Here is a 16,208-nt window from a genome sequence, read left to right as displayed (position 1 = left end):
TAAAAGTCTTTGTATTTCTATACGATTCAGTCTTAGTATACCAAGCTGGCAATAAAATCTTTGATGTGCGTTAAGTAAGTTTACACAGTCACAGAATGTGAAGCTATCATAACCAGTGGGATTGATTTGCTTGAGCTCTTCAACAAGTTTAACTGTGTTTGCTTTATTTCCGGTTCGATAGTAACTTTTTGGCGATTTAAATGTTACATACTTAGCAGCAGTTTGATGGGACGATCGCACTTTTTTAAAGAATGGTTAAGATTGCCGATGTGTAGCTAGGCATTCGTTAAGCTATTATATTGACGGGTTTTTACTCATCAGCTTCGCAGGTAAAGGATAATCAGCAATATTCTAGTTAACCATAGTAGGGAGACAAGTAATCATGGCAGAAATTGAAGTTATTGTAGAAAGTTTGTGGGAACTTGATGAGGATCAGCTAGCAGCACAAATTGGCGATCGCGCTCAAGCCATAGAGGATGAGGTGGCTGGACTTGGAACCAGAGGGATAGACTCAGCTTCCCTGGATTCTATTGATGTGAATGTTGCCGCTAGAGCATCGATCGATCCCAGGCTCCTAGAAGCTGGCCAGCGCCTGTTCGATCGCGTAAACCCCTTAGTTTACGAGCTGATGTGCAAACCCCTCGGAAACGATCCACAGACTCAGAAAATCCTGGATGAAGCGATCGGCCAGAATTACACTAAAGCTGCTGGGATGTTAACTCCTGTTCTAATCTCTGGACTGGGACTTGCTCCTGCTATTGCTACTCTCCTCGCTACGTTGATTATCAAAAAGATTGCCAATTATAGCGCTACTGCAATTTGTGACAATTGGAAGCAAAACCTGCCCCAACCCACAAGCTGAGCTATAAACCGAACTTCCTCCGCCTTCGGTGGAAGTTCTGTTCCAGGTTTGGTGAACTCGATCGCGCTAGCACCTCAAGCCATTTGTTCGCGGGTTTTGAGAGCGACAATTCCGTCGGGCTTCAAACCTTTTTTCTGCTGAAATTCCTTGACGGCTGTATCTGTTGCCGGCCCAAATTCACCATCAACCCCAACTACAACGCCAGCCTTTTTCAAGCCTTCCTGAAGCTTGATTACATCTGAGCCTTCCATTCTGGGCATCGCCAAGCGCAACGTTCTGGGCTTGTCATCCCACGGCGCTTTAGCAAACCCTTGAGCAGGCGATCGATTAAGTGCATCCTCGGTTTGGGGGCCAAAGCCGCCATCCTCGCTAATCTTTGCATCCGGGTTGTTCTGATTCCAAAGCTGCTGAAATGCGAGTATTGAGTTACTGCGAAGATCGATCGTCCCGTCGCTTATGTAGTCGAAGTGAGGCGGATCGCCCGGTAATGGCTGCCAGCCATATTGCATCAAATAAGATTCCCAGCCTCTGGCATCTTCAATGTCGATCGCTAGCCCTGTTTGGTGATTGCTGGTGCCTGGTGGCGCTACAGGATTAGAGTTGTTGAAGCGATCGTTATACAATAACATTTGCTGGGCGATCGTGCGGTAAGCAGAGTTCACCTGCATCGTTTGACCTCGATCTTGAATGGCTCTCTGAAGTGCCTCTTTTGCCGGGGTTTGTACGTAGGGAAAAGCTGCATCCAGCAAGTCTACATTAAGCTCATCAAAACTGACAAAGGCATCTGGCATCATCCGTTGTAGTTGATAAATCAACTGTTGGGATAAGCCATTGACCACCGCAGTCGAAGACATGGGGGCATCTTGGAGCAATCCCGGGAAACTGCCTCTAACTTCCAACATATCCCGTTGGACAAATTCTTCACAGGCTTCGATAATTACAGGTTGATTAAATAGAATGTCGCTTGAGTTAGTCATGGTTTTATCCAATCAATTTGAATTGGGTCAGTCCTGGATTCATAAACTCTATCCGTAGGCGATGCACACCGCACCTTACCTCCACAGAGCTTGTGAAAATTACTTGATTGTGTCAGTGTAATTGGTTACACAATCGATTTTATAGTCCTAATTCTTTGCGTGTTTGGACACCGACAACACCATCCGCCGTTAGCCCTTTTTGCTGTTGAAACTGTCGCACAGCACGATCGGTGTCTTTACCAAAAACGCCATCTGCTGAAACATTTATTCCTGCCGCGATCAGCGCTTCTTGCACTTGACGCACATCCTCACCTTGCATTATTGGCTCGGTAAGTGTGAGAACCCGAACTTCAGGCATTCCTAAAAACAGAGCTTCCTCGGCCAAGCGCCTGCGTGTCAGCCCTGGCCAGGGTTCACCATTGACTTTATTCCACACAGGAAACTGATTGGCTGCTCCTTGATAATCTCCGTTGTTCAATAGCTTCAGAAGAGTTGAACCTCCAAAACCTTCTGTTCCTGGGCCCACGTTGAAACAGAAGCAAACCAGTGCAGAAAACTGGTTGTCATCGATCTCAACTTCAACGGCATCCTCAACATAGGATTCAAACTTTTCTAAATCTTCCCTCAGCAATTCTTCTGCTTGCGTTTGGCTAATAGTCAGTTCTGGATAAACATCATCGCCCGTGTGTCCGTAACCAATTGTCCAAACTCCACCGCCATCATCATAAGCAGTGAGTTCACATCCTTCAAAGGTAGTGAGAAGCTTGAAACCTTCTTGATTGATATGCTTTGAACCTCTTGCTTCTACCACATCAGGAGGTTGTTCGTCTGGAGGATGAATATGATATGTTTTAGCCACACTGAAGCTTAAAGCATCAATTAATGCTTTTACTTGCCCATTAGTCTCCGTGACTTTAATAGCTAGGTCGTCTTTGATTTCGTATACGCGACCATCGCCGAAGAGTTCCAACGATCTTTTTGGCATTTTAGTTTTTCCTTTTTACAAGGTAGGTTCAGTCAAAAGAGGCATCTTGAGTATCCGAACGCAAAAGTTTTGCCTATTTTCAAAATGAGTGAAAAGAGTCTATTAATTAATGATTTCGATCGAAAGTCTTGGCTTGACGGGTAATTTGGTTATTATATAGGTCTGTTCCACAGTAATGTTCGCGATTTGCCCAAACCTTTACAAAAATTCATTCACCTTGACAATCGGCTTTCCCAATCTCTCTGATTCACTACGCGCAGTTTTGGCTCATATTCTGCAGATGTAACTCATCTTATTGCAATAGTCCGGACAGTTTTTAATTCGCAGTCTGAAACCCTGGATTTCCGGGAAAGTAACTCGATATGTAAAGCTATCATCAAAAAAGCGATCGCTTCGTTAGGACTTACGCACAAAGTGTTTTGACTCGCCGCGAATTATAGCGGCTTCAGTCCTCGGATTTTATGAGGACTGAAGTCCGAACGATCGAACCAGTTTTACTGTTCTTAGCTACACAATGTAAGGAGAATCGATCGCCTTTGCCCGATTAATCGCCACCAAAGTCTGGTAAATCAAAACCGAAATCTCAGCGCGGGTAATATCCCGCTGCGGCGAAAGCCAATCCCGGGAAGGATAATTAACCACAATCTTCAAAGCAGTTGCTGTGGCGATCGCACTCAAAGCATAATTAGGAATTTGAGAGCGATCGATGTAAACTTTCAAAGAATCAGGATTGCCGCCCTTCAGTTCCAAACCGTTAACCAAAGACACGATCGCCTCAGCCTTAGTCAAATTCTGATTCGGGCCGAACTTCAACCCCGGAAACCCCGCCAAAAACCCCCCCCGATTTGCCCGTTCGATCGCACTTCTCGCCCAAAAACTAGCAGAAACATCAATAAAATTTGTAGCCGGCACCCTCGGAATCGGACTAAACGCACTCACCAACAGCGCCGCATATTGAGCGCGGTTTAAACTGTCATCAGGCCTAAAAGAACCGTCAGGAAAACCGCTAATTATATTCGCCGCAGCCAAAGCTTCAATAAACTTCTGTGCCCAATGTCCAGAAATATCGCTGAACACCGCACCCCCAATATTCGGATTGCCGCCACCCTTTCTCACCGCAGCTTGCACAGCTTTAAAAGCATTCACTTTCCCGTAACCAAACCAATCGCTGCGGCCGTTGTTAGGATCGTAATTTCCCATGCGATTGCCCAACTGGGGATCGGGATCGGGATCGACAATTTTCTCAGCAGTTTGTTCGAGAATTCCCCGCACTTCCCGCGCCGTCAAACGGGGGTTAGCCGAAAGTATCAACCCTGCAACCCCAGCGACTACTGGAGTGGCGCTGGAAGTACCGCCAAAAGTATCAGTATAGTCCCCCCCATCGTAGCCTTGAGTACCGACTCGATCGGCAGTAAACACCCCCAAACCGGGCAAATACTGCGTCACCTCCGGCGGCGTGCCGATAAATCCGGTTTCTGGCAACCAAGTTCCCGGCGGCGCGTTGTTGCTGGGGGCGCAAACCGAGATGCTGGTGCCCCAATTGCTGTAAGCTGCTTTTTTGTTGAGAGAAGTGGAAGCGCTGACGGCAATTACGTCTGGGTGAACGGCAAATCCTGCCAGCCATCTAGTTTGACCGCCCAGGACGTTGTTGGGCCAGCCTTTTTCGTTAACAGTACCGTTGACTGGGCGGTTGGCATTGCCCGCAGCGAACAGAATAACGCAGCCTCTGCCGCCCCGCCCTTGGGTTGCTGCTTTGGTGATGACCGCACTCTGCCGCAGGGAAAGGGGATAGTAAACTGCTGAAGGCCCCCAACTGCAAGAAATGACGGCGGCACCTTTTTCGATCGCCCAATTAAACATTTTTTCGACAGAATCGTCATCGAGAAAACCCGTGGTACGGATGGGCATCAGGGCGCAGCCGGGGGCGACGCCGACAATCCCTTTGCCGTTTTCTTCAGCAACGGCGACGCCGGCACAACTTGTGCCGTGGTTGTCTGAGTCTGCGACTGGCATGGGGGAAGTGTCGCCGTCTTTGAAATCGATGGGTGAGACGATTTTGCCTTGGCCTTGAAAATCTGGGTGGGTGATGTCAACTGAATCGTCGGCGATCGCAATTACGATCGATCGAACTCCGCGAGTCATGTCCCAAGCTGGTTCGGCATAAATTTGAGCACCGCCGACAAGTTCCTTGCCGCCTTTGTTATTGAGATACCACTGTTTGGGATAAAGCGGATCGCGGGGCGTGTAATGCTGCTGCGTCTCTACTAAAATGTTGGGTTCGGCGATCAAAACTTCTGGATATCTTGTCAGGCGGTTGGCAATTTTGACCGGGTTTTCTGTTGCTTGTTTGGTGACTTCGCAGACGAATGTGTTGGGAATTCCTTCTACTGGCCGGACTATTTTTAAAGCTGCTGCATTGGCGATCGCCTTTCGCGATTGTTCGTCTACTTGTTCGCCAAATTGAATGGTAATTTGGTCGGTTAAATAAAAGAATGTACTCGGATTGTTCGCGGGGCAATAGACGTGGCTGGCAAAAGCTACGGCATCGCTGGCGCGGGCTGCTTGCATTGCTGCTTCTAGGCGATCGGGCGCAACGAGATATTCTTCGAGATTGCTTTGGCCGACGCGACGGTTGAGTTTTGCCCCAGTTGTTGCAGCCCAATCGTTTGAGGCTGATGCTGTTGATGAGGGGCGGACTGTAAAGCGATCGTCCGCTTTTGACAGCAGCAATTCATCGCCGCCGCGCTGCAAAATCACTGCCAGACTTTCATCGGGGACTCCAATTCCTTGATAGTTTTGGAGAGTCTCGGAGGTGGGTTTGCTGGGTTGTACCATCAGAAATGCTTTTGTTTAATTTTAATCCAGTCTTACTATATTCTCAAGGACAGACAGGATGCCTGTTCCACAAAAACTGAATTTTATTGTGGGCCGTTCCTCCTAGCCCGCCTGTAAAAGGCTTATTAACAATGATTCAGCAAGTCCCCTCAAATAAACACACCAGGATTAACGTTGAAAAATTCTCCCAGCGCCTTAGCTTGCGCCTTGCTAATCGCCCGTTTGCCATTAACCACCTCAGAAACGACTCCTTTTGACCCAATCACGCCCACTAAATCGGCTTGTTTGAGTTCGCGAACTTCGATGAGATCTAATAGAATATCCTGGGGATTCGCTTCTGGAAATGGGTAATATTTGGCTTCGTATTCTTCGATTAACAGCGCCCAGAGACTCAGTAAAGTTTCTTCTTCTAGAGTTAATTCTTCCTGGGACATTAGGGATTCGACTTCTGCGAGGGCGAACTCATAATTTTCTTGATTCAGGATGGGCTTAGGCAGCGATTTCGCCAGCAGTTGACCGTAAGCTGTTCTTCCAATGGCGAGATTCATGGTTCGTTCGATTGTTGAATTAGATCGGAACTTACCCATCAAAACCAAAGAAACCGGGTTTTCCACCATTTTTAATGCCTCAAAGGCAGTATTTAGGTAAAAAAAACCGATTTCTGCGTCCAGGACTAGATTGCCGGGATCTGTCCCATCCCCCGCGATTTCCTTGTTCCATGCAAAATCTAAAATCCAAAATCTAAAATCCAAAATCTAAAATCCAAAATCGATCGAACCCTTTGACATTTCAAAAAATTTGGTTTACACTTAGCCGGTTGCGATCGCCAATGGTAAGATCGGCTCAAGCTAAATATTTTTTTAAAGCGCACAGGCGCAAAGTAATTTCATGGTATACTCTGGAACTGTTTGCTGGCTTCGCTCCACTGCCCGGATTACGATCGGGGCGATCGCAGCTTTTACCCTGTTGCAACCGCTCCAAGTCCAAGCACAACAACCTTCTGCGCCAGAGAACCAACCGCAAGTCGAACCCGCCGACGACCCCACAGACCCCAACAATCTCCGCCCTCTAACGCAAGACAGCAGCCTGCTGAGTGTCCAGGGAGGTCAGCGTTTGATGACAGAAGCCAGCAGTGCTATTTCCGATCAGAATTACGCACTCGCTACTCAAAAACTCCAAGAATCCCGCCAAATTTTCAATCAACTATCCAACTTCTACCAACAACTGGGGAGCAGTTTTGCCGGAATTGACATCCGCTTGGCCGAAAGCCACCGCACCAAAGCTGTAGAAACAGCCCAAATGCGCGACGAAGCTACCTACCGCCTGGCGTTGGTACACCGGGCGCAAAATAAGCCCGAACTGGCTGTGCCTCTGCTGATTCAGATTATTCGATCGCAGCAGCCAACTCGCGACTTGGGCAAGAAAGCTTACCAGCAGTTACTGGAATTGGGTTTTGTGGATTCGCCCTTTCCCCGGCCTGCCAGCAGTCAACCGAGCTCATCGACCAAATAGTTCCCCTAAAATCTAAATTACAGCCGTTTATCAGAGAAACCTATGGTTACACCGTCTCAAGTAGCAGAAATGATTAAGGCAGGGTTGCCCGACGCTAAAATACAAGTTGACGATTTGACCGGCGGCGGCGACCACTATCAGGCGAGAGTAGTCTCTGCAGCCTTTGAAGGAAAAAGCCGAGTACAGCAGCACCAACTCGTCTACGGCGCTCTCAAACAGGCAATGGCTAGTGAAGCCATCCACGCTTTGGGCTTGGAAACCTTAACTCCCGCAGAATGGGAAGCGAAAAGTCAAGTTGCTTAATTGTTGAGTAGCAATTGGGTATCACAAGTTGGTGCTGGTGTCAAGAGTTGCTTGCGAGACAACTGCTGCACTTACGCACGAAAACCAAAGAAACCGGGTTTTTTAACCGGAATCTATGGCTGTAACGAAAGATTTTCGTAAAAAACCCGGTTTCTGCGTCAGTCAACGTTGAAAAATTTTCAAACAATATTAGGAGCTACCATGACTACAGCAGCACATGAAAGAATTGACGAGTTGGTTAAGCAAAACAAAATCATGGTGTTTATGAAGGGCAATAAGTTAATGCCCCAGTGCGGTTTTTCTAATACTGTGGTGCAAATTCTCAATACTTTGGGAGTGCCTTACGAAACTGTTGATGTTTTGGCAGACCAGGAAATTCGTCAAGGCGTTAAAGAGTATTCCCAATGGCCGACAATTCCCCAAGTCTATATCAACGGGGAGTTTATTGGCGGCTCGGATATTATGATCGAGATGTATCAAAAGGGCGAATTGCAAGAAGTTGTAGAAGTCGCTTTGGCTTCTTAAATACAAGGAAGGGAAAGTAGAAAGTTGTGAGTTTTGAGTTTTGAGTTTTAATTTTGGGGTGAAAGACTGAAAAAAATCTTAGTTCGGAACTCAAAATTTTCCCAAATTTCTAACTTTAACAACAGTAGGGCGGACACGGCCCGCCCTACTAAACATCAATTTTGAAACTACAGCTTGCAACTTCCTGACTGAACTTTTATACCAAAACTGGATTTTCTGAGCCCTTCAATCATTCTGGTAATAGCTGTGGGTATCAAAAAAGCTATTACCAATTACCCAATAATCAGCGGGTTTATTAAACCGAATTTGGTATTAATAGTAGTCTGATTCAGTTTGTGTCTGTGGCATTGCAAAATTGGATGGGTCGTGAATGTAACGCGCTGCTTCTTCCTCTAGTCTGTGAATCAGATAGGGTTCCAGACCGTTGGAATGCCGCAGGGCTGCTAAATAGCCATCTAAGTAAAGCCGCAGGTCATCAAAGCGATAACCTCTATTCCACATTTCGACGAGGGCGTCGGTGAGTTTTTGGTAGTGCCTGATTGTTTGGGTGTCTTGTAGCATGGTGTGAGGTTGAAATCCTTTGTGGTTTGTATAATGACGGCGGGATTTAGGAACGGCCTCGATTGATGCTGATTGGCTCAGCTTGAGGCTATTTCTAAATAAAAGTTTTTACCCTGCTCAACAGGCTACCCTCCATAAAAAATTTCACTCGCTGCAATGCAGTGGCTCGACTTTTTTGCGCGCACCTAGATAATCCGCCGTGCGTTTAATTGAGTCGGGATGTTGCTGAATTTTGCGGTCAAAGTGGGTGAGTCTTCCGGCTACCGAGCGAACGGTTGGAGGAATTTTAGTTTCAGTTGCGCGATTTGTCAACCTCCTATGGGTGGCGGCTGGGCCGGGGGGTTCGGTTGTAGCAGGCGGTTGGGGCATAAGATCGATCTGCTTTACACTGTCTTATTTTCATTGTAAGCTCATCGCCAGAATGATTTAACCTTTCTGCGGACTGACGAGCCCAAATTGACCAAATTTTTTAAATTCATCCCCTCGGTTTGTTCTCCGCTTTAAACGGAGCTAATGCTTGAGTAGCGCTGGTTACAAAACCTTGACAAAAGCTCTGTTAACCTGGTAGCCATTAGTGATAAGGGAAGCTCGCCTCTGTGGAATCTGCAAGTATTTCAATTGTTGAAGGGAATCCGCACCTGCGATCGCTCTTGGGCTGGCATCTACAGCAAGTGGGTCACTGGGTGCACCAGTCAGCGGATATCAGTCACGCTAGGGAAATATTTTTCAGCCGCCAGCCAACCCTAGTCATTCTGGATGCCCAATTGCCTGATGGGGACGGTTTGGAATTTTGCCGCTGGCTGCAACAGCAGCAGCAGTCGCTGATTTTGATGCTGTCGGCGCGGAATTCGGAATCGGATATTGTTGAAGGTTTGAAGGCGGGGGCAGACGATTACCTGACTAAACCCTTTGGGATGCAAGAGTTTATGGCCAGAGTGGAGGCTCTGATGCGCCGCAACCGCACGATGATACCGCCGGCGACGCTGGAGTGCGGGCTGCTGAAAATTGATTTGGTGCAGCGCCGAGTGAGGTTGTACGAGGAACATATCGAGCTGACTCCCCAGGAATTTAGCTTGCTGTACGTGCTGGCTCAAGCTGGAGGAGTGCCGCTGTCGCGCTCGGATTTGCTGCGGCGGGCCTGGCCCGATGCTATTGATAACCCCCGGACGATCGACACTCACGTACTCTCTCTGCGTAAAAAAATCGAAATCGACCCGCGACAGCCGAGCCTGATTCAAACTGTACGGAATGTCGGCTACCGACTGAATCTGGAGTTGTTGAATAATGCCAATCAACCGCATTCCCCAGTGCCCAGGGCGGTGCTTTCTTAGACTACGATCGGGCTATAAGTCGGATTTTATGTTGGGAATCGATTGGCGATCGCATCGGTTTTCGCCGCCATAATAAAATCATTGCGATGCAGTCCAGAAATCGCGTGAGTCCACCAAGTAACGGTAACTTTTCCCCACTCGGTTAACAGTGCGGGGTGATGGCCTTCGATTTCTGCTGCTTCGCCGACGCTGTTTGTAAAGGCGATCGCACTTTTGAAATCCGGGAATTTGTAGGTGCGTTCTATTTGGGGAATGCCATTTTTTTCGATGAAATTCCAGTCGGGAATGTGAGGTTTGAGTTGGACAATTTCGTAAGCTGTGACGCGGGGAGAGTTTGGGCGGCAGGCGGCACAGCGTTCTTTTGCTAAAGGTTCCATAAATGGCTTGTTCGCGCTCAGATGCTAAAAGATATTATAAACATTTTCTAATCTGAATGACTTAGAACAGAGCTACAGTCCGTTAAGAGTTAAGTAGACATTGTGATGAAAATCGTTCATACAAAAGATGAGCAATCCTTGTATTTGAACTATTTGTTAGCAGAAGCATTCCCAGTTTTAAAGTTTCTAGTCGCAGCAAGTAGCTGGATGGAACGAAACCAGCAAAGGAGGCAGAGGCGATCGCTGGACGGTCAGAAATGATAAGATTTTTTTCACTTGAGGTACTCAAAATCGCATTTGAGTAGCGATTTTACTACAGCGATACTTTTTTGTCAATTGAATAAGACTTATCCACGGGTAGCCAGACTGGTAAAATTATGAATAATCCTCAAACTTTAGAAGATTTACAAGATGTTATAGAATCTCAACATTTTGCGTTTCAGTTGGGCAATTACAGGAAAGCATATTTGTCAATCAAGTATAGTTTGAATTACTATCTCAAAAGATGGGGATATTGGACTTTACTCCAAGAGTTGTACGAAAAAATATTACCTCATGTTGACGAGCGCGAGCGTTCCTTTTGTTGAAAAATTATAGGTGCAATTCATCTAAATTTTGGAAATTTGGATTTAGCAGAAAAATTTTTTAAATATGCGTTATCAATATCACAAGAAGAAGATAATCTGAGTGGTATTGCTACTTCATTAGGGATGTTGGGATATATAGAAGAACGTCGTGGCAAATGGGATGAAGCTGAGAAACTCTACCGACAATGTTTGGAAATTAAAACAGAATTGGGCGATCGCGAAGGCATGACATATTCTTGGGGACCGTTGGGGGATATCGAGCGATGTCATGGCAAGTGGGATGAAGCAGAGAGACTCTACCAGCAATCTTTGGCGGCGTTGCATAATAGTGATATGAATTGAGGTTAAATCTAATGAAATGTCCTGAATGTGGCTCCAGCCATATCCGTAAAAATGGCAAGATGAGAGGGAAGCACTGATCATATTTGTGTCGATTGTCATCGTCAGTTTATTGATGTTTACACAATCTCCAAAGGATACTCAGATGAAATTAAAGCGCAATGAAAGAAAATATATGTCAACGGCATGGGATTTCGAGGTATTGAGCGCGTCACAGGAGTCCATCACACCACCGTCATTAATTGTCAGACAAGTAGGAGAGCGCCTACCGTTCGCCGTTAGACCCAGAGACCACTCCAGAAGTGGGGGAGTTGGATGAACTAGAAATTTTTGTAAGGTCAAAAAAAAATCTGGTTGCCGACAGCAGTAGACCACTTTAAGCCAGGAATCTTAGGGTGGGTTTTGGGCGACCGAGCGTGCGAAGACTTTGCCCCCTTGTGGGAGCTTATAACAACATGGAATTGTTATTTTTATGTCGCGGACGGCCCGTCAGTCTATCCAGGATTTATGCCAGATGGAGATCAGATCCCACCGCAAGACTTACATGACCAGGGTAGAAGGTTAAAACACACTGTTACGACATTACGCAAGCCCGACTGCATCGCCAGACACTTTGTTATTCATGCGTCAGAGGAAATGCTGAGACACTCGATCGGATTGTTGCTACACTACCTCAAGTTCTGGGATTTGCCGATTCCTCAATGATTCATGGCATCATTCAGCAACGCCGGACAGAAATATTTACACGGATATAATTTTGCAAGGCTCACAGGAAGAGAATTTCAGATTCTATTTTGTGTAATTAATTCTGTCCAACTACTTAGCTTGGTCAAACTCAACAACCACAACACTTAATAACCATGAAAAAACTAGAAGGAAAAATCGCAGTCGTCACAGGTGCGTCTAAAGGTATTGGTGCCGCGATCGCCAAACATCTAGCAGCCGAAGGTGCAGCAGTTGTCGTTAACTATTCATCAAGCAAAGAAGGGGCCGATCGCGTGGTTGATGAAATTACCAGCGCAGGCGGTAAGGCGATCGCAGTCCAGGCAAATGTTGCTAAAAAGGCAGAGATTGAACATCTTTTTTCAGAGACACAGCAAGCATTCGGCAAGCTAGATATCTTGGTCAATAATGCCGGCATTTATGAAGTTTCCCTACTGGAAGACATCACCGAAGAACACTTCCACAACCAGTTCAATGTCAATGTGCTGGGATTAATCCTCACCTCACAACAAGCAGTAAAGCAATTTGGATCTGCGGGCGGCAGCATCATTAATGTCAGTTCGATCTTCAGTACCCTCGCGCCTGCGAAGTACGCCGTCTATAACGCCACCAAAGCCGCTGTCGATGCCATCACGAAGTCCCTCGCCAAAGAGCTAGGTTCACGCCAGATCCGCGTCAATGCCGTCAATCCTGGCCTGGTGGAAACGGAGGGCACTCACACAGCCGGAATTATTGAGAGCGAAGTCCACAAACAGACTGAAGCCCTAACCCCGCTTGGTCGCATCGCACAGCCGCAGGACATCGCACCCGCTGTCGTTTTCTTCGCATCCTCCGATTCAGGATTGATTACTGGGGAAACGCTGTACATTTCGGGTGGGTTTCGCTAGCTTTAACGGCGTTGCATTTTTCTTTATACGAAGTACAGCGCCAAGCTAAAGCATCCTAACCGCAGTCGGCATCATTCCATGCAAGGCATTGCTGATTTGGTAATGATTTAGCTATTTCAAAAGCAAATTCCTACGTAAGAAAATCATTACTTTTCAGCAATGCCAATTTGGCGTTGCTGAATGATGTCATGAATCATTGAGGAATCGGCAAATCCCAGAACTTGAGGTAGTGTAGCAACAATCCGATCGAGTGTCTCAGCATTTCCTCTGACGCATGAATAACAAAGTGTCTGGCGATGCAGTCGGGCTTGCGTAATGTCGTAACAGTGTGTTTTAACCTTCTACCCTGGTCATGTAAGTCTTGCGGTGGGATCTGATCTCCATCTGGCAAAGTCGATCGGCTGTCTGGGAGACAATGAACTCCGTAGAGGCAATCTAGATACAGCAGAACAACTGTTAACAGAAGCTTTAGGAAAAATGCAAAAACAGGGGATGACTTGGTATATTGCCGCAGTTAACTACGATTTAGCACGCCTTGAGCGAAAGCGCGGCAACACAGAAGTTGCTCAACAACATTACGATACAGCACATCAAATTTTTCAACAATTGGGAGCCGCCAAGGATTTGGAGAGAATCGATCGAGAATGGCACAGCACCGATTAGAACAGGGACATCGGATTGAATGAGGCGATCTTTGCTAACAACAAACACGTCAAACATTGAGTCCGGCAGGGGTTGAAACCCCTGCCGGACTTCGGGAGAATGAAACAGCCCTCGGGGGTGAGGGGGAAGCTGGTGCTTAGGCAATATCAACCGATAACTTTCTTAATCAAATCCAACTTACCTAGATAGGGAGCGTACCGCCATTTTAAGTCAAGTAAAAATGACTTTTGCAGCACGCTTTTTTGATGCGAAAAAGTGTCAAAACTTGCTTTGCCGTGATAGGTGCCGATGCCGCTGTCGCCAACTCCGCCAAAAGGTAAACTTGTTACTCCGATTTGCATAACCGTGTCGTTGAGACAAACTCCCCCCGAAGAAGTTTCCCGCAAAACTCGCTCTTGTTTCTCTTTATCCTTCGAGAACAAATACAAAGCTAGGGGTTTGGGACGGGCGTTGATTTGGGCGATCGCCTCCCCGAAATCATCATACTCCAAAACTGGCAAAATCGGCCCGAAAATCTCATCCTTCATCACAGGCGCATCCCAGGAAACCTTGTCCAGAACCGTCGGTGCAATATATTTATCTTCGGGGTTTGTTTGACCGCCGACGACAACTTCTCCGTCTTTGATAAACTCTGCCAAACGTCCTAAATGATGCTGATTGATAATTCGGGAATAGTCGGGACTTTTCTGCGGATCGTCGCCGTAAAATCCGTGAATTGCTGTTTTAATTGCCTGCATCAAATCGGGTTTAACTTTTTTATCAACTAACAGGTAATCTGGGGCGATACAAGTTTGACCGGCATTGATGAATTTGCCCCACGCAATGCGTTTAGCAGTGTATTCAACTTGAATATCTGAGTCTACAATGCAAGGAGTTTTGCCGCCCAATTCTAATGTCACAGGTGTCAGGTGTTTGGCGGCGGCTTCCATCACTATTCTACCGATTTTTGTGCCGCCTGTAAAGAAGATGTGGTCGAATTTTTCGGCTAATAATTGTTGGCTGATTTCGACTCCTCCTTCGACGGCGGCTACGTAGGCGGGATCGAAGGTTTTGGTAATCATGTCGGCGACAACTGCCGACGTGTGCGAGGCGATTTCTGAAGGTTTGAGGATGGCGCAGTTGCCGGCGGCGATCGCCCCGACCAAGGGTGATATCATTAGCTGAAATGGGTAATTCCAAGGCCCGATGATTAAAACAACGCCCAAAGGTTCTGGGTAAATGCGGGCCGATGCGGGGAATTGGTCGATCGAAGTAGGCACTTTTTTCGGCTTGGCCCAGGATTTAACGTTTTTGATGGCATAATTAACTTCTGCGATCGTAGCAATTTCAAAGTAAGCCTCGTACTCCGGCCTGTTCAAATCAGCCTTGACAGCATCCACAATTCGTGATTGATTGGAAGCGATCGCACTTTTGAGATTCTTGAGTTGTTCGATCCGAAAATCCACATCCTTAGTTTTCCCAGTTGCAAAAAATTGCCGCTGCTGCTGGATAATATCGCTGACTCTGATTACCATATTTAGTCCTCCATGTCTATCAATAAATGTTACAACAGGAAAACGGAACTTGGGTAAAGTGCGATCGGTGTTAGAGCCGCGACTTCTTGAAGAAGTCCGGCTTCTTACCTTTACAAATCATTGATAAATGCTATAAATTAGAAGCTAATAATTGTGGAACTGACAACGGAGTTGGCTGATGAAAATATCTAAGAACGATTTTTTTTTCTATTCCTGCTGGCTGCTTTGTTTGTTTGCAGTAGCAGGATGTACCTCTAAGCCCCAAAAGCAAGTTGTCATCTGCTCGAAAGACTTTACCGAACAAGCCATTCTCGCAGAAATTTTAGCACAGCACATCGAAGCTAAAACAGATATCAAAGTAAAACAAGAACAGAATCTCGGAGGTTCGCTTTGCCATCAATCCCTAACCGCAGGTAAAATCGACTTGTACGTCGAATACACGGGTACTGCTTACGCCAACATACTGAAACAAAAACCGATTTCTGACCCCAAAAAAGTCCTCGATTACCTCAAACAAGAATATCCCAAACAGTTTAAAGCAGAATGGACGGAACCGCTGGGATTTAATAACAGTTTTGCGATAATTTTGCGGAGAGACGATGCCAAAAAACTCAATTTACAAACTCTCTCGCAACTTGGGAAAGCTTCACCTAACCTCCGGGCTGGTTTCGGGCCAGAATTTAACGAGAGAGAAGATGGATTGCCCGGATTGGCTAAAACTTACGGGATTAAATTTCGAGAACAACCGAAGGAATTGCTGTTAGGATTGCTTTATCAAGCGCTGCAACGAAAAGAAGTAGATGTGATTGCTGGTAATACGACGGACGGTTTGATTCAAAGTTTAGGTTTAGTAGTTCTCAAAGATGACAAGAAATATTTCCCGCCCTACGAAGCAGTTCCGGTTGTGCGATCGCAAATTTTGGAAAAATACCCAGAATTGCGTCAAGTTCTCGCAGAATTGGGCGGCAAAATCTCCGAGGAAGATATGCGGAAACTAAACTATCAAGTTGACGGGGAACAGCAGGAATCACGACAAGTGGCGCGGGAGTTTTTGCAGCAAAAGTTGGGCGACTCAAAGCCAGTAACTCCGGCGAAATAAAGGGTTTCATTGCTCTGGCTGTTTGCCGAACCGTATTGTGGTTAGCTATACTAAGCTGTTGCACATTTAAACTGTGATACAAGCATTACCCTTATTTTTGATTTTGCGACTCCATTTAATTATTAATT

At 46.4% G+C, this 16,208-nt stretch carries 19 protein-coding genes and 2 pseudogenes; 12 read left to right on the top strand and 9 right to left on the bottom strand.

Going from position 1 to position 16,208, the window contains the following annotated elements; genetic code table 11:
• Positions 1–382: 382 nt before the first annotated feature.
• Positions 383–862, top strand: coding sequence for a hypothetical protein (locus QUA13_RS16495; protein ID WP_333200134.1), 480 nt, complete (start codon positions 383–385; stop codon positions 860–862).
• Between the two features lie 74 nt (positions 863–936).
• On the opposite strand, the gene QUA13_RS16490 is transcribed toward QUA13_RS16495, so the two are convergent.
• The 4 genes from QUA13_RS16490 to QUA13_RS16475 all read right to left on the bottom strand — a co-directional run bounded on the left by QUA13_RS16490 (position 937) and on the right by QUA13_RS16475 (position 6,207).
• Positions 937–1,839: a peptidoglycan-binding protein gene (locus QUA13_RS16490; protein WP_333200132.1), complete on the bottom strand. Its 903-nt coding sequence runs from the start codon at positions 1,837–1,839 to the stop codon at positions 937–939.
• A 139-nt stretch (positions 1,840–1,978) separates the two neighbouring features.
• Positions 1,979–2,824, bottom strand: a complete 846-nt coding sequence (locus QUA13_RS16485) for a glycoside hydrolase family protein (RefSeq protein WP_333200130.1) — start codon at positions 2,822–2,824, stop codon at positions 1,979–1,981.
• 507 nt (positions 2,825–3,331) lie between these two features.
• Positions 3,332–5,659 (bottom strand): S8 family serine peptidase, encoded by a 2,328-nt coding sequence (locus QUA13_RS16480; protein ID WP_333200128.1) that lies wholly within the window; start codon positions 5,657–5,659, stop codon positions 3,332–3,334.
• A gap of 149 nt (positions 5,660–5,808) precedes the next feature.
• Positions 5,809–6,207 (bottom strand): transcriptional regulator, encoded by a 399-nt coding sequence (locus QUA13_RS16475; RefSeq protein ID WP_333200126.1) that lies wholly within the window; start codon positions 6,205–6,207, stop codon positions 5,809–5,811.
• Between the two features lie 340 nt (positions 6,208–6,547).
• Here QUA13_RS16475 and QUA13_RS16470 point away from each other — a divergent pair, with 340 nt between their 5' ends.
• The 3 genes from QUA13_RS16470 to grxD all read left to right on the top strand — a co-directional run bounded on the left by QUA13_RS16470 (position 6,548) and on the right by grxD (position 7,999).
• On the top strand, positions 6,548–7,171 hold the full coding sequence (locus QUA13_RS16470; protein WP_172192606.1) for a hypothetical protein: 624 nt from the start codon (positions 6,548–6,550) through the stop codon (positions 7,169–7,171).
• Positions 7,172–7,213: 42 nt separating this feature from the next.
• A complete protein-coding gene (locus QUA13_RS16465; RefSeq protein ID WP_172192604.1) occupies positions 7,214–7,474 on the top strand; it encodes a BolA family protein in 261 nt (86 codons plus the stop codon).
• A 201-nt stretch (positions 7,475–7,675) separates the two neighbouring features.
• On the top strand, positions 7,676–7,999 hold the full coding sequence (gene grxD, locus QUA13_RS16460; RefSeq protein ID WP_172192602.1) for a Grx4 family monothiol glutaredoxin: 324 nt from the start codon (positions 7,676–7,678) through the stop codon (positions 7,997–7,999).
• A gap of 312 nt (positions 8,000–8,311) precedes the next feature.
• On the opposite strand, the gene QUA13_RS16455 is transcribed toward grxD, so the two are convergent.
• Together QUA13_RS16455 and QUA13_RS16450 are read right to left on the bottom strand one after the other, a co-directional pair.
• Complete coding sequence (locus QUA13_RS16455; RefSeq protein ID WP_172192600.1) at positions 8,312–8,560, bottom strand: DUF6761 family protein; 249 nt, start codon at positions 8,558–8,560, stop codon at positions 8,312–8,314.
• 144 nt (positions 8,561–8,704) lie between these two features.
• Positions 8,705–8,929, bottom strand: a complete 225-nt coding sequence (locus QUA13_RS16450; protein WP_333193178.1) for a hypothetical protein — start codon at positions 8,927–8,929, stop codon at positions 8,705–8,707.
• Between the two features lie 227 nt (positions 8,930–9,156).
• Here QUA13_RS16450 and QUA13_RS16445 point away from each other — a divergent pair, with 227 nt between their 5' ends.
• A complete protein-coding gene (locus tag QUA13_RS16445) occupies positions 9,157–9,891 on the top strand; it encodes a response regulator transcription factor (protein ID WP_333200124.1) in 735 nt (244 codons plus the stop codon).
• Positions 9,892–9,917: 26 nt separating this feature from the next.
• Here the strand turns inward: QUA13_RS16445 and QUA13_RS16440 are convergent, their stop codons facing one another.
• On the bottom strand, positions 9,918–10,268 hold the full coding sequence (locus tag QUA13_RS16440; RefSeq protein WP_333200122.1) for a 4a-hydroxytetrahydrobiopterin dehydratase: 351 nt from the start codon (positions 10,266–10,268) through the stop codon (positions 9,918–9,920).
• A gap of 105 nt (positions 10,269–10,373) precedes the next feature.
• Here QUA13_RS16440 and QUA13_RS16435 point away from each other — a divergent pair, with 105 nt between their 5' ends.
• From QUA13_RS16435 to QUA13_RS16415, 5 genes and pseudogenes are all read left to right on the top strand, one after another.
• Positions 10,374–10,529 (top strand): hypothetical protein, encoded by a 156-nt coding sequence (locus tag QUA13_RS16435; protein ID WP_333200120.1) that lies wholly within the window; start codon positions 10,374–10,376, stop codon positions 10,527–10,529.
• A gap of 116 nt (positions 10,530–10,645) precedes the next feature.
• On the top strand, positions 10,646–10,855 hold the full coding sequence (locus QUA13_RS16430) for a hypothetical protein (RefSeq protein ID WP_333200118.1): 210 nt from the start codon (positions 10,646–10,648) through the stop codon (positions 10,853–10,855).
• A 3-nt stretch (positions 10,856–10,858) separates the two neighbouring features.
• On the top strand, positions 10,859–11,197 hold the full coding sequence (locus QUA13_RS16425) for a tetratricopeptide repeat protein (RefSeq protein WP_333200178.1): 339 nt from the start codon (positions 10,859–10,861) through the stop codon (positions 11,195–11,197).
• An 11-nt stretch (positions 11,198–11,208) separates the two neighbouring features.
• Positions 11,209–11,899 (top strand): annotated as a pseudogene (locus QUA13_RS16420) (IS1 family transposase).
• Between the two features lie 155 nt (positions 11,900–12,054).
• On the top strand, positions 12,055–12,804 hold the full coding sequence (locus QUA13_RS16415) for a glucose 1-dehydrogenase (RefSeq protein ID WP_333200116.1): 750 nt from the start codon (positions 12,055–12,057) through the stop codon (positions 12,802–12,804).
• Positions 12,805–12,997: 193 nt separating this feature from the next.
• Here QUA13_RS16415 and QUA13_RS16410 read toward each other — a convergent pair.
• Positions 12,998–13,195: pseudogene (locus QUA13_RS16410) on the bottom strand (IS1 family transposase); the annotation flags it as partial.
• 101 nt (positions 13,196–13,296) lie between these two features.
• On the opposite strand from QUA13_RS16410, the gene QUA13_RS32790 reads away from it, so the two are divergent.
• Entirely contained in the window at positions 13,297–13,467 is a 171-nt protein-coding gene (locus QUA13_RS32790; RefSeq protein ID WP_445242720.1) for a hypothetical protein, read from the top strand.
• 146 nt (positions 13,468–13,613) lie between these two features.
• Here the strand turns inward: QUA13_RS32790 and QUA13_RS16405 are convergent, their stop codons facing one another.
• Positions 13,614–14,981, bottom strand: coding sequence for an aldehyde dehydrogenase (locus tag QUA13_RS16405; RefSeq protein ID WP_333200114.1), 1,368 nt, complete (start codon positions 14,979–14,981; stop codon positions 13,614–13,616).
• Between the two features lie 178 nt (positions 14,982–15,159).
• Here QUA13_RS16405 and QUA13_RS16400 point away from each other — a divergent pair, with 178 nt between their 5' ends.
• The gene (locus tag QUA13_RS16400; protein WP_333200113.1) at positions 15,160–16,080 is read left to right on the top strand and encodes a glycine betaine ABC transporter substrate-binding protein; all 921 of its coding nucleotides are present in this window, start codon (positions 15,160–15,162) and stop codon (positions 16,078–16,080) included.
• The last annotated feature ends 128 nt before the right edge of the window (positions 16,081–16,208 follow it).

The organism is Microcoleus sp. S28C3 (genome assembly GCF_036700785.1).
Taxonomy (GTDB): Bacteria; Cyanobacteriota; Cyanobacteriia; order Cyanobacteriales; family Microcoleaceae; genus Microcoleus; species Microcoleus asticus.
Note: the sequence above shows the minus strand (reverse complement) of the source record. Positions and strands in the feature narration are given on the sequence as shown.

What these genes read in the sequence shown, in the direction of transcription:
- QUA13_RS16430 (WP_333200118.1), top strand. Translation starts at nt 10,646, where the DNA reads ATGAATAATCCTCAAACTTTAGAAGATTTACAAGATGTTATAGAATCT.
- QUA13_RS16405 (WP_333200114.1), bottom strand. Translation starts at nt 14,981, where the DNA reads ATGGTAATCAGAGTCAGCGATATTATCCAGCAGCAGCGGCAATTTTTT.
- QUA13_RS16465 (WP_172192604.1), top strand. Translation starts at nt 7,214, where the DNA reads ATGGTTACACCGTCTCAAGTAGCAGAAATGATTAAGGCAGGGTTGCCC.
- QUA13_RS16495 (WP_333200134.1), top strand. Translation starts at nt 383, where the DNA reads ATGGCAGAAATTGAAGTTATTGTAGAAAGTTTGTGGGAACTTGATGAG.
- QUA13_RS16480 (WP_333200128.1), bottom strand. Translation starts at nt 5,659, where the DNA reads ATGGTACAACCCAGCAAACCCACCTCCGAGACTCTCCAAAACTATCAA.
- QUA13_RS16400 (WP_333200113.1), top strand. Translation starts at nt 15,160, where the DNA reads ATGAAAATATCTAAGAACGATTTTTTTTTCTATTCCTGCTGGCTGCTT.
- QUA13_RS16485 (WP_333200130.1), bottom strand. Translation starts at nt 2,824, where the DNA reads ATGCCAAAAAGATCGTTGGAACTCTTCGGCGATGGTCGCGTATACGAA.
- QUA13_RS16490 (WP_333200132.1), bottom strand. Translation starts at nt 1,839, where the DNA reads ATGACTAACTCAAGCGACATTCTATTTAATCAACCTGTAATTATCGAA.
- grxD (WP_172192602.1), top strand. Translation starts at nt 7,676, where the DNA reads ATGACTACAGCAGCACATGAAAGAATTGACGAGTTGGTTAAGCAAAAC.
- QUA13_RS16440 (WP_333200122.1), bottom strand. Translation starts at nt 10,268, where the DNA reads ATGGAACCTTTAGCAAAAGAACGCTGTGCCGCCTGCCGCCCAAACTCT.
- QUA13_RS16450 (WP_333193178.1), bottom strand. Translation starts at nt 8,929, where the DNA reads ATGCCCCAACCGCCTGCTACAACCGAACCCCCCGGCCCAGCCGCCACC.
- QUA13_RS16415 (WP_333200116.1), top strand. Translation starts at nt 12,055, where the DNA reads ATGAAAAAACTAGAAGGAAAAATCGCAGTCGTCACAGGTGCGTCTAAA.
- QUA13_RS32790 (WP_445242720.1), top strand. Translation starts at nt 13,297, where the DNA reads ATGACTTGGTATATTGCCGCAGTTAACTACGATTTAGCACGCCTTGAG.
- QUA13_RS16455 (WP_172192600.1), bottom strand. Translation starts at nt 8,560, where the DNA reads ATGCTACAAGACACCCAAACAATCAGGCACTACCAAAAACTCACCGAC.
- QUA13_RS16435 (WP_333200120.1), top strand. Translation starts at nt 10,374, where the DNA reads ATGAAAATCGTTCATACAAAAGATGAGCAATCCTTGTATTTGAACTAT.
- QUA13_RS16475 (WP_333200126.1), bottom strand. Translation starts at nt 6,207, where the DNA reads ATGAATCTCGCCATTGGAAGAACAGCTTACGGTCAACTGCTGGCGAAA.
- QUA13_RS16470 (WP_172192606.1), top strand. Translation starts at nt 6,548, where the DNA reads ATGGTATACTCTGGAACTGTTTGCTGGCTTCGCTCCACTGCCCGGATT.